The sequence below is a fragment of the Bradyrhizobium sp. WSM1743 genome (assembly GCF_000473065.1).
Lineage (GTDB): Bacteria > Pseudomonadota > Alphaproteobacteria > Rhizobiales > Xanthobacteraceae > Bradyrhizobium.
In genome coordinates this window covers 1-11,627 of the sequence record NZ_AXAZ01000044.1, presented here as the reverse complement: position 1 = coordinate 11,627, position 11,627 = coordinate 1, and the positions used below count along the sequence as shown (strand labels likewise).

The 11,627-nt window shown below is 61.7% G+C and carries 12 protein-coding genes and 1 pseudogene; 8 read left to right on the top strand and 5 right to left on the bottom strand.

The annotated features are described in order from the left end of the window. Window positions 1-97 precede the first annotated feature (97 nt). From YU9_RS0123995 to YU9_RS42375, 3 genes are all read right to left on the bottom strand, one after another. Window positions 98-1,108: a DUF4880 domain-containing protein gene (locus YU9_RS0123995; RefSeq protein ID WP_245266510.1), complete on the bottom strand. Its 1,011-nt coding sequence runs from the start codon at window positions 1,106-1,108 to the stop codon at window positions 98-100. Next, window positions 1,092-1,694 (bottom strand): RNA polymerase sigma factor, encoded by a 603-nt coding sequence (locus tag YU9_RS42380; protein ID WP_027575082.1) that lies wholly within the window; start codon window positions 1,692-1,694, stop codon window positions 1,092-1,094. Before YU9_RS42380 ends, YU9_RS0123995 begins: the two co-directional genes overlap by 17 nt. A 199-nt stretch (window positions 1,695-1,893) precedes the next feature. Then, complete coding sequence (locus YU9_RS42375; RefSeq protein ID WP_156952079.1) at window positions 1,894-2,400, bottom strand: STN domain-containing protein; 507 nt, start codon at window positions 2,398-2,400, stop codon at window positions 1,894-1,896. A 643-nt stretch (window positions 2,401-3,043) separates the two neighbouring features. Between YU9_RS42375 and pdhA the strand changes: the two genes are divergently transcribed. The 7 genes from pdhA (at window position 3,044) to YU9_RS46115 (ending at window position 9,244) form a co-directional block, all read left to right on the top strand. Further along, on the top strand, window positions 3,044-4,108 hold the full coding sequence (gene pdhA, locus YU9_RS0123980; protein WP_027575081.1) for a pyruvate dehydrogenase (acetyl-transferring) E1 component subunit alpha: 1,065 nt from the start codon (window positions 3,044-3,046) through the stop codon (window positions 4,106-4,108). After that, window positions 4,101-5,081 (top strand): alpha-ketoacid dehydrogenase subunit beta, encoded by a 981-nt coding sequence (locus tag YU9_RS0123975; RefSeq protein ID WP_027575080.1) that lies wholly within the window; start codon window positions 4,101-4,103, stop codon window positions 5,079-5,081. Before pdhA ends, YU9_RS0123975 begins: the two co-directional genes overlap by 8 nt. 19 nt (window positions 5,082-5,100) lie before the next feature. Beyond that, window positions 5,101-6,198: a dihydrolipoamide acetyltransferase family protein gene (locus YU9_RS0123970; RefSeq protein ID WP_027575079.1), complete on the top strand. Its 1,098-nt coding sequence runs from the start codon at window positions 5,101-5,103 to the stop codon at window positions 6,196-6,198. Window positions 6,199-6,436: 238 nt separating this feature from the next. Continuing rightward, on the top strand, window positions 6,437-6,721 hold the full coding sequence (locus tag YU9_RS0123965; protein WP_027575078.1) for a GYD domain-containing protein: 285 nt from the start codon (window positions 6,437-6,439) through the stop codon (window positions 6,719-6,721). A 207-nt stretch (window positions 6,722-6,928) separates the two neighbouring features. Further along, on the top strand, window positions 6,929-7,300 hold the full coding sequence (locus YU9_RS50125; RefSeq protein ID WP_245266509.1) for a hypothetical protein: 372 nt from the start codon (window positions 6,929-6,931) through the stop codon (window positions 7,298-7,300). A gap of 1 nt (window position 7,301) precedes the next feature. Then, window positions 7,302-7,868 (top strand): type II toxin-antitoxin system VapC family toxin, encoded by a 567-nt coding sequence (locus tag YU9_RS0123955; RefSeq protein ID WP_027575076.1) that lies wholly within the window; start codon window positions 7,302-7,304, stop codon window positions 7,866-7,868. Window positions 7,869-8,098: 230 nt separating this feature from the next. Further along, window positions 8,099-9,244 carry a glutamate-cysteine ligase family protein gene (locus YU9_RS46115; protein ID WP_198028291.1) on the top strand — a complete coding sequence of 382 codons (1,146 nt, stop codon included), beginning with the start codon at window positions 8,099-8,101 and terminating at the stop codon, window positions 9,242-9,244. Here the strand turns inward: YU9_RS46115 and fetB are convergent. Both fetB and YU9_RS0123935 read right to left on the bottom strand, forming a co-directional pair. After that, window positions 9,171-9,971: an iron export ABC transporter permease subunit FetB gene (gene fetB / locus YU9_RS0123940; protein WP_027575073.1), complete on the bottom strand. Its 801-nt coding sequence runs from the start codon at window positions 9,969-9,971 to the stop codon at window positions 9,171-9,173. The two genes, YU9_RS46115 and fetB, sit on opposite strands and share 74 nt — an antisense overlap. Next, window positions 9,968-10,564: an ATP-binding cassette domain-containing protein gene (locus YU9_RS0123935; RefSeq protein ID WP_027575072.1), complete on the bottom strand. Its 597-nt coding sequence runs from the start codon at window positions 10,562-10,564 to the stop codon at window positions 9,968-9,970. Before YU9_RS0123935 ends, fetB begins: the two co-directional genes overlap by 4 nt. Before the next feature lie 123 nt (window positions 10,565-10,687). Here YU9_RS0123935 and YU9_RS51140 point away from each other — a divergent pair. Next, window positions 10,688-11,627, top strand: a pseudogene (locus YU9_RS51140) (DUF3182 family protein); the annotation flags it as partial.

The following is an 11,627-nucleotide window of genomic DNA, read 5'->3' as shown; positions in this document are numbered from 1 at the left end:
CCTCTCGTCACCCCGAGCGATGACGATCTAGCTCTAAGACGGAAGCCTGTAGGCGAACGCGCACGATTTCTGTGTGAAAGTTTCTTGTCAGCGGATGTCAGCCCAACAGAACCAGACCGCCCGGCAGCTTGCGGGCCCTGACATCAAGAGCCTGCTCGAGACGCACGAGGATTTCCTCCATCTGGTCGATGCGGAAGCGGCCACTGACCGGCCTCTGCGCGAGGCTCGCATTGACAAGGACAATCCGGCCGGCGCGATAGCGATTGACCTCTTCCACGACGTCCGCGAGCGGGGTAGCCCGGAACAGCACGATTCCGCGCTGCCATGCGGATTCCGCCTCCGCGTCGATTGCGACAACCCGGCTGACCCCATTGGCATCGTAACGCACGCTCTGAGCGGGCCCGAGGATGGCAGAATCGTCGTTGCGCTTGATGCGCACCTCGCCATCGAAACAGGCGACACTCACTACCGCGCCAGCCGGACCATTCATGCGACGTACGTCGAATCGTGCATGGCTGCCGATCGAACGCCCGTCCGCGGCCAACACGACGAGCGGGCGAACGCTCTCGACCATTTCGAACAGCGCCTGCCCTGCAAGCAGCTCCAGGCGATCACCCTCCCCGTCAGCCGGATGGACCGCGATGCTCGTCTGCGTATTCAACCGGACCGAGACGTTCTCTGCCGGCCTGACCTGCCGCTGTTCGCCGACGGCCGTTCTGTAGTCGGCATTCAGTTCGCGAAGGGACGGCCATAGGCCGAGCGGCGGGTTCGCAACAGCAACACAGGCGGCCGCGGCGGCGGCCAGCCCGCCACCGAGAACGAGGCGGCGGTCGAGTACCGGGCGTGACGTCTGCCGGACCGGCAACGCCTCGAATTGGCTTCGGGGGATGCTCGCGCCGGCCCGGCGGATATCGCGCCATACCCCGCTCGCCGTGGCGAAGGCAGCCGCATGCTCCGGGCTCGCGGTACACCATCGTTGCAAGGTCTCGGCATCGGCTGACGTCGCATCTCCGGAATCGATGCGCTGGACCCACGCGATTGCCTCGCGTTGCAGCAGATCGAGCCTTTGTATCTGTCCTTGAGTCATGGAGTCATTCAGCCAGATCATGGTCGCGATCACCGCGTCGCGGCGACAGGTCTCGATTCAATGACGAATTTCGCCGGTCCGGTGCGCAATCCGTCTCTCTCATTTGCCTTTGCCGCGCCAGACAATACTCATGGGCGAGTTGCAGCTCCTTTGAGACGAGGCGCAAGGATACGCCAAGCCGATCCGCAATCTCCTGCCGCGCCATGTTGTCGACCCTGGCCGCGAGCAGGATGGTGCGACGGCGCGGCGGCAGCTCGGCGAGTATGGTGACCATCGCGTCCAGATCCGATCGTGCCTCCGCGACTTCCGCGGGACCAGGCGTCTCGTCGGCGACCTCGAGCAGATGCTCTATGTCGACCTTCGTCAAACGGCGCTTCTCAGCGCGACGACGGTCATGTGCCACGTTGAAGAGCATGCGCAGCAGGTAGCTGACCGGATTGTGCAAGGTGCCGATCGTCGTGTCCGTGCGGGCCAGGCGCAGCCAGGTGTCGTGCAGGACGTCGCCCGCCATCTCGGACGACCCCAGTCGGCGGGTCAACCCCCGCTTCAGATCGTCATATCGGTCGAGCAGCAGGCGGCGCAGCATCGCCACGGAGGCTTCGGTCACCGCACGCCTCCGGCCGCCTTCGGCAGGGCCGTCACACCACAACTCATTGTGACGCCGGAAGCCTGCGGCAGGACCACGATCAGTACCGGCTGTGCAAAGCCCGGGGGCACCGGGGCACCCACACTGAAATGTCGAAGTGCATTGTCGATATCGCGGTCGAGCTCGGCCGTGCCAGCCGATCCAAGTCGTTCGAACCTGGCTACGGTCCCCGATGGCGCGATCCAAACCAGAGCCGCGATGCGATAGCTTCCCGGCCGCGCCTCGTTGGTCGGCACAGAGCATCGCGCAACCTCGCCTGAACGACACCATAATATTGGCGCGTGAGAGCGGCAGCACTGCCTTCCGGCGGTCCGGGGGCTACTGGCGCCGGAACCAGAACGAACGAATTGTCTTTCAAGAAGCGGGCGGCAAGACCGGTGCCCGCAAGCAGCAGCTGTAGCGCCACCTCCGGCTCAAAGCTGCCTTTGACGGCTTCAGAGCTGCGGCCCTGCGCAAGTGCCGGATTGTAGAGGACTTCGCGGCCAGTCGCATCGCCATATCGATCGAGTGCGGAGGCGAGCGGCTGGGCCGGAATGTCGAACGACATCGGCACGGACATTTCTGAGTTCGCGCGCGTCGACCCAATGATTGCGCCGCTGGGCTCCGCTTCGGCTGCAACGGCCGCAAACATCAAACACACAGCCAGATACGGCACGCGACGTGACACCGATCAATTGCTCCGGCAAGCCATCAGCATCGCGAGAGGCGAATGACGACCGTCCCGAACCCTGGCCTGGATGCCACAAGAAGCACGTAGTCTACGAACGTTCCTTGACATCAATATGTCACTGGTGGCTTGCAAGAGTCTCACATGACACTGGCGATCAATTTTGAGCGTTCTTGCCGCGAGTATGCGCTTGTCACTTATGCGACATGCGCGTGAGGAGCAGCCACTCGGTGCGAAAGACGCAGGACAAGCCTCGCTGGCCATCGGTTTCGTCCGGGGTGATCGAGTTGGATTGAGGCGCAGCCCGTCGCGCGCAGGGCCGCCGACCCCAAAGTGCTTCGCCGCGCGCGGTAAAGGCGGTCCAAGGACCCTTGGTGCGCTCGGAGGGCGGGCCTTTCCAGCTGATTTTCAGCAGCTTAGCCGGAGCTCACCCAAGGTTAGGGTGCCTTGTCGCGCCGGCGGCGCATTTAGCGGGAAATTTTTATGTCGCGGTCGCGCGCCACTCCCCCGACTCTGCGCCGAAGCGGACTCGCCACGGTATTGCGTCGTCACGGCCCAATCACCAGATGAACTCCGGGACGCAGGCACTCGTCACTCCAGGAGGGAGAGCGTGGCCAGCAGAAGGGCAAGCGAAGAGCTCCCCGTGATCGCGCGCTTCGAGGTGCGCCGCCGCAATTACCTTGCGCCAGACGGCTCGGCAAACCGACTGCTCCCCGCCTTCGCCACCGATTCCAAGCTACTTTTCGCACTGTATCGCGCCATGGTGCTGCTACGGCAGTTTGACCGAAAGGCCGTCGCATTGCAGCGCACTGGCCGCCTCGGGACGTATGCGGTCTCGCTCGGGCAGGAAGCAGTCTCGGTCGGGATTGCAAGTGCGATGCAAGAAGAAGACGTGCTGGTCCCCTCGTATCGCGACAATGGCGCCCTGATTTGGCGTGGCGTCAAGTTGGAGGAAATTCTGTTGTTTTGGGGTGGGGACGAACGCGGCAATGACTTCTCGGGGCCGGTGCATGATTTCCCGTTTTGCGTTCCCGTCGGATCTCAGGCGCCGCATGCCGCCGGCGTCGCCTATGCCTTCAAGCTGCGCAAAGAGCGGCGTGTCGCCGTGTGCATGTTCGGCGACGGCGCCACCTCGAAAGGCGACGTCTACGAAGCGATGAATTTCGCCGGCACGCACAAATTGCCGATTGTATTCGTCGCCACCAACAATCAATGGGCCATATCGGTGCCGTTGCGGCTGCAGACCGGGTCAGAAACGCTGGCGCAAAAGGCCATCGCCGCGGGCTTCACCGGTGAGCAGGTCGATGGGAATGACGTGGTGGCGCTACGCGCTGCGGCTGCAGAGGCCATGGCCGCGGCCCGCGAGGGCAAAGGCCCTCGCTTCATCGAGGCGGTCACCTATCGGCTCGGCGATCATACGACCTCCGATGACGCATCCCGCTATCGTTCGGCGGAAGACGTCCAGGCTCATTGGAAGGAAGAGCCGGTTGCGCGGCTCAGGTCTTATCTTGTTCGCCAAAAAATGTGGAGCAAGGCAGACGAGGAGCAGCTGGCGGCCGAGTGCCATGAGCGTATCGAGGCGGCGGTCGAGCGCTATCTGGCGACAGAGCCACGCCGTCCCGAGACGATGTTCGATCACCTCTACGCCGACCTGCCCGAGGCCTACGTCGCGCAACGTCGTGAACTCTCGGGAGAGCATGATGGCTGAGATAACGCTGGTGGAAGCCATCAACCTGGCACTCGGACGCGCGATGGAGGATGACCCGAGCGTGGTGGTTCTCGGAGAGGATATCGGTGTCGACGGCGGCGTCTTCCGCGCCACCGTGGGCCTGCAGAAGCGCTTTGGACCGGAGCGCGTTCTGGATACGCCGCTTGCCGAGCTTCTCATTAGCGGTCTTTGCGTCGGCATGGCGGCGCAGGGGCTCAAACCCGTCGGCGAGATCCAGTTTATGGGATTTATTTATCCCTGCCTGGATCAGCTGGTGAACCATGCATCGAGAATTCGCAATCGCACCCAGGGACGCCTCACCTGCCCAATGGTTCTGCGCACGCCGCATGGAGCCGGCATTCGCGCGCCCGAGCATCATTCCGAGAGCACCGAGGCGATGCTCGCCCATATTCCCGGCCTGCGAGTTGTCACGCCTTCCTCGCCCGAACGCGCCTATGGTCTTCTCCTCGCCGCGATCCGCGATCCGGACCCGGTGGTGTTTCTGGAGCCGACACGCCTGTACCGTGCGGCGAAAGGCGAGGTGGAGGACAATGGCGAAGCCTTGCCGCTGGATCGTGCCTTTGTCTTGCGGGAAGGCCGCGACGTCACATTGATCAGTTGGGGCGCGGTGTTGAAGGAGACCATCGCCGCGGCCGATGCGCTCTCCGCCGAGGGCATCGCTGCAGAGGTCATCGATCTTGCCACCCTGAAGCCATATGATGAAAGCACCGTGCTCAGTTCGGTCGTCAAGACCGGGCGTTGCGTCATTGTGCACGAAGCGGCGCGCACCGGCGGATTTGGAGCCGAGATCGCCGCGACGATCGCCGAGCATGCCCTGTCCTCGCTGCTCGCGCCGGTGATGCGTGTCAGCGGCTACGACACCGTCATTCCGATGGCACGCCTCGAGCAGCACTATATGCCTTCTGTTGAACGCATCACGACCGCTACACGCAAAGCGTGCCAATTCAGCTAATCTCGACGGACGTTGTCCCATGCGCCAGTTCGTGCTGCCGGACCTCGGAGAAGGCCTTGAAGAGGCGGAGATCGTCACCTGGCATGTCACCGAGGGCGATCACGTCGTCACCGATCAGCCGCTCCTCTCCGTGGAAACCGACAAGGCGGTCGTTGAGATCCCATCGCCGTCGAGCGGACGCATCGAGCACCTGTTCGGCAACAAGGGAGACATCGTGAAGGTCGGCGCGCCGCTCGTCGAGTTTGCCGAGGGCGCCGAGCAGGACACCGGCACGATTGTCGGCGAACTCGGCAGGGACGAACATCCGCCAGCCGCAGGAATTTCTGTCGAGCGACCGACCGGGCAGCCTCATGTGTTTCCGGCTGTGCGCGCACTCGCGCGCAAGCTCGATGTCGATCTCGAGACCGTGGAGGCCACGGGGCCCGGCGGCACGATCACGCGGGCCGACGTCGAACGGGCCGCGAAGAGCACGTCCGAATCCGGCTTCGCCGAGCCCATGCGCGGCATGCGACGCGCGATGGCCCAACGCATGACGGCAGCCCATGCGCAAATCGTCCCCGCCACCGTGACGGATGAAGCCGACATCGACGACTGGCCGACGGGCGAGGACGTGACAATCCGCCTGGTGCGGGCCATCGCCGTCGCCTGCAAGGCACAACCCGCGCTCAATGCCTGGTACAATTCCACCACGGGAGAGCGTCGCCTGATTGCGCGCGTCGATCTCGGGATTGCCGTCGATACAGAGGGCGGACTTATCGTCCCCGTGTTGCGCAACGTCGCAGAGCGCAGCGTGCCGGACTTGCGCGGCGGTCTCGACCGCCTGCGGGCTGACGCGATCGCCCGCTCGATTCCCCCGGAAGAGCTGCGCGGCGCGACCATTACGCTTTCGAATTTCGGAATGATCGGAGGCCGGTTTGCCAATCTGATCATCGTGCCGCCGCAAGCGGCCATCATCGGAGCGGGGCGGATTTCCCCGCGGGCGGTGGCGCATCGGGGCCAGCCCGCCGTGAGGCGTATGCTGCCGTTGTCGCTTACCTTTGACCATCGCATCGTGACCGGGGGCGAAGCCGCTCGCTTCCTGGTCGCATTCAAGTCGGATCTTGAGCTAATGTCGTGAAAATCGACCATGGCATCGAGCTCAGCCACGGCCCGAGCGCCATGAGCGCTCCGCCACGCGGTTTTGACGTCCCGGATGTGGCACGGCGCCGTCCGCCTTCGCCACAGCATTCGGGTTCCCAGATTGGGAGAGTGCCGTGCGAACGGGCGGCTGTCTTGGCCGTAGGCACGCCTCGTCAAAAGACGTATAATTCCAAGCCTCCTTCGCGCAAATCGACCAACCTGCCGTGGAGGCGGTCATGAAATACGTGTTGCTCGGAAATCTGAGCCCGGAGTGGGCAAGCAAGCAGTCGGAGCGAGTTGGCAAGGCCAAGGCGAAGCTCGACAAACTTGGCATCAAGATCGAGTCGATCCACTACACGCAGGGCTACTACGATTTCGTCGACGTCGTCGATGCCCCGAAGCCGGAGGCGGTCCTTGCGTTTTCCGTCTGGTACTCCAACCAGGGTCTGGGCCGGATCCAAAGCATGCCAGCCTTTGAAGCAAAAACCTTTGAAGCGGCGGTTAAGGACGCCACGGGCTGAGATCGGATGGAAAGTCGATCGTGCGCGGAGTGAAGCCACCCGCGAGTGGCACTGAGGATCGCTGTTCGAGTGTCTCATCGCTGAGCCATAGGACAATCACTCACAGTGGCTCGCTGGGCGGAGCCTTTAGGCTTCAGCACGCGCCTTGAAATTCGGGAACCCGCCGTGTTAGACAAAAGTGCATTTTGTCGAACATGGGCAATTGCCATGACAAAGGGATCAGCGGGTAAATCGCCAACCCGCCAGGGCAAGCGAGCGGCAGGCGCGGCGAAAGGCGGCTTCGGGCAGAAGTCTTCTCATCGGAAGGCCACGACGGGCCGGTTTGTCGTGAGCAAGGCGCGATTCGAGGCGGTTATGCACGCGGCGGAAAAGTCGGGCCTCCTGAACGAAAAAGGCGGCCGTATCGGCGGCAGGGTGAGCGCAGCATTGGTGAGGCAGGCCAAACGGCAGACGGGCATCGAGACGGATACAGACTTGATCGAGTTTGCTCTAGCGACGGTCGCGCTTGAAGACAACTTCGCGGACGCGTTCAAGGAGTCTCGCGCCCAGGTCGACCCGAAGCTGAAGCTTGGTTTTTAAGGTGGCGGAGTTTGATTTCGACGCTGCCCAGCGGTGGGCGCGCTTCGATCCGCAAAGAACTCTGGCACGACGAAGTGACAACGACCTGCCGTTCGTCAATCCGAGCTCAATCGGCGGACAAGGGCTCCTGCTTGATACTTCCGTATACATCGATCAGATGCAAGGCCGCTCGCCAAAAATCCTGGACGATCTGATCACGCAGCGACAGGTCAATCATTCGACTGTCGCCATCCAGGAACTGATGCGCACGGTCGGCGTATTGGATCCATCCGACACGCGAACCGCCACTGTCATTGAGGTGATTGGCAAGCAGATCAGAGCAATGCCACCACATCGAATTTTTGCGCCGGACACCGAGGTTCTCGGACGTGCTGCGCTGTTGTCGGGGATACTCTGCCGCCTCCAAGGCTACGAGAAGGATGGCAAGCTTCGCGCGCTACAGGATTGCGCGGTATTCCTTCAAGCGCAAAAGCTAGGCCTGGTTGTTCTGACCGCGAACGTCGGCGACTACGATATTCTACTCCAGCTCATTCGAACAGGACGCGCGCTGTTCTATCGTTCGAAATGAAGTCATATTGGACTAGATCGGCCTGGAGCCGTGAAGGTTGGCTGGCTTCCGCCACGCACATGCGAAACACCGTCGTTGTGCATAGCAATGCGTCTTGGCCCAACCGCGACCTCTTCACAACGAGTTGATCTCTGCGAGTGGGAAGCTGACCTCAGGTCGCCGTTGTCAAAACGCGATAGGGCAACGTCTCGCGGATGAGGCATGTCGCGCCTCGTGGAATTGATAAGCACATGACCGGCCATGGTTCAGGATTTCGTTTCGGCTTGGAAGCAGAGTTTCTGCTGGTTGAAGCCGTTTCGTGCCGTCCTCTGTGGCATCCCGAACTTCGATTCGAGGAGCTCAATCTCGCTCTGGAAGCGATTGGCGTCAGCGATTTCGATCAAGAGGGCTTGGACCTCATCCCGCTTCACCGCAAGAGAATGCCGTTCGTGGTCGAAGGCTATCAGCTTCCCGGCCCGGATTTGAAGCCAACGGCTTTGTTGCCAAAGGGCGTCGAAATTCGGACTCCGATCTGCACCTCGGTTGAGGAGTGCGTTGCCACGTTCGCCACGCTTCACGGCCGGATGCAACGATCTTTGTCGGAGCGCGGATACCGCGCCGCAACGCTCTCCTTTCATCCGATCGAGGACCATTTCGAAGGTCCGCAGAACAAGCGCCGTTACGACCATTGGCAATGGGCCATGGAGGCGATGACGACTTACGGCCCGGACATCAATGTCAGCGTTCCGCCTGACGTGGCGGCACAACTGGACCTGCACGAACTCCATGCCAAGGTGAATTATTACGCCCCTGCCCTCACCGCCCTCACCGTTGCCTCGCCGTTATATCGTGGTGATCTTTGGCGCATCCGCGGTAACGTCGGAAAATCTGTCCGCACCTATCACCGCAGCACCATTGCACCGGCTATTTCCATTCATCCAAAGGAAAACCTGCGTCTCGAATTCAAACCGCTCGAAATGACGTCATATCTTCTCGACTATCAGGCGTACTTTCTGCTGTGGCTTGCCTTGATCCTCGACGAGAGATCTTGGGCCGCGCGACGGAGCAAACCCGGATCTACGACATGGGACAGGTTGCCCGATTTGGCCTCCAAGCAGAAGGCGCCCGGGAGCGCGCGCATGAAGTCCTGTCAACGGCGCCGAGCGCGCTGGACCATTGGGGTTTCGATTGCCGGCCGCTCGATCATTTTCGTGCCAGGCTGGAGACCGGACGAGTCCCCGCCGATGACATCATCGATCTCTTCGAGCGCGAGCAATCCATACCGAACGTATTGCGTGATCTCCTCGATCTACGATAACGCGATCACTTTTCGGAGGCGATCCGATCCAGGCGCAATCGGTGCCGATGATCAGTTAGCAAACGTCCGCCGCCGATGACTGCCGCAAGCGTGCCCAAACCCGTTCCGCCTGCAATCAGAAACATGATCAGTAGCTGGTATTTGACGGCATCGACGGGCTCGACGCCCGCGAGGATCTGGCCGGTCATCATCCCTGGTAGAGAGACCAGGCCAATTGCAGCCATGCCGTTGATGGTCGGCATGAAGCCGCTTCGCAGTGCATCGCGGATCACCGGGAGGAGCGCCTGATAGCGCGTACCTCCCAACGCGAGGCAAGCTTCCACCGCAGCTCGCTCGCGCATCACCCCATTTACCAGTACATCCAAGCCCAGGCTCACTCCAGTCATGGTGTTGCCCAGGATCATTCCCAGGAGCGGCAGCGCGTAGCGCGGATGATACCAGGGCTCAGGACGAAGTTGCGAGAGCAGCGAAAACGTCGTGACGGTACCGGCGGCGAGCAAGGTGCAGCCTGCCCCCAAGCCGTAGGTCCAAAGACCCTCCAGCCGTCGCTTCTGACGGGCGACGATTTCTCGCGATGCGAACAAGACCATGATGAAGGCGGCGAGTGCCGTCCAGAACGGAGAGACCGCGGCAAACAGAAACGTCAGCACATATCCAACGAGTATGAGCTGGATCACCATTCGCATGCTCGCGAGGGCAAGCTGCCGCTCAAGCTTCAGGTGCAGCGCGAGCGAGAGCGCGCCATTCATGACAACAAGGAGCGCAGGCAATATGAGATCGCTGTAAGCCAGCTGGATGTAACTCAACGCGAGTGCTCCTCGATCTGGCCGCCGCTCGCCATCACCAACAGACGAGATCCGACGCGACGAGCCTGACCACTGTTGTGAGTGCTCCATAGGACGCTTGTGCCAGCAAACACGCGCTCGGCAACCAGGGCCTCCACGGATGCGGTCGATGCCGCGTCAAGCGCCGAGGTGGGCTCGTCCAACAGAAGCACCCGCGACTGCAGCAACAGAGCCCGTACGAGGCCAAGGCGCTGCTTTTCGCCGGTAGAAAGTCTCCGGATCGGCCAGGTTCCGCAACTCGCTGGCAGCCCCAACCGATCCACCAACGGAGCGGCCAGATCCCAGTCGGTAAAGTGCTCCTGCACCGTGTCAGCCCACCAGCCAGGTTCGGCAGCTACATAGGTCACCTGCCTGCGCCAAACAGGGGCCGACATCGTTTCCCGCGACATCCCATCCAACGCAACGGAACCCTCATTTGGATCAAGATCGGCAATGGCGCGGAGCAGCAAGCTCTTGCCGACGCCCGATGGGCCTTGCAGTGCAATACATTCTCCATCCGCGAGTTCGAAAGAGACCGAGACATGCAAGCGCTTCAGCGCGCTGACGATGAGCATATGATCTTTGACCCTTGGCACATCTTGCAGTGATCTACGTTATCTAAATGGGGATGTGCAGTCTCCCCGTTAGACGGTTCCGTCCAAGCACTGACCAATGCTCGGTTGCCGAGGTGGTGGCGCATGGATCGACCCATATTCCCTCATCTGCTTCAGCATAGATCGCGCCACGCGCAGCCATCGGCGGTTCGTGAGATTGGGCGCGAACAGCACGGTATCGGCGCGGTCGCCTGCCTCTTCCCTCGTCTGGGCGCGCCGATGTACACCCACGAGAAGGTCACGCTTTCCGCGGTGGCTGAGAGCATCGCGCGGCTAAAAGGCTGTCGATTTGTGGGTGAATACGACCCGAAGGCGCATATGGCCGCTGGTCTTTTCTTTGTTCCCAGTGACACGCTCATGCTCGAGGAGGCGCGGGATCTCGGAATTCAGTCTCCGCATCAACTCTACGGCGCCGTGGTGCCTCAGGACGAAAGCCATCACGCATCCCCTTGTCGCCAAGCATGCGGCCCGGCCGCGCGGCTGGTCATTTGCCTTCGGAGACGGTGTCCGTGATGCGGCTCTGCCGGGCTACACTGCGTTTGACGCCGGCGGTGCCAGGCTGGCGGTCAAGCGGCTATTGGCGCTAGGGCCGGTTCGCGTGAAGGAGCCGTTGGGCGACGGCGGTCATGGACAGACGGTCATCACGAACATTGATGAACTGGAAGCTTACTTGGAGAAATTCCCGCCAGACAAACTGGCATCTCACGGCCTGTCGCTCGAGGTCAATCTGCGTCAAGTCGTGACCCGATGTATGGTCCGGCCGCGCGTTGCAAGCGGTTTCGTCAACCTGGCAGATGCGGTCTTGCATCAATGTATCCGGCCTCTGATTGGAGCGTGTTGGGCTCCGGGCCATCATGGATATCAGCGCGCATTCGAGCTGATTAGCGGACAGGCCTCGAGCGGGCCATTCGGGTCACCAGTGTTCGCATGCGCCGGGAAGACCGTCCTCCATGGTCGTCTCATCCTCTCGCAGACCTCGGCGGGTAAGGGATGTTGGTTACGTCATCGATGGGCTCCTCACTTC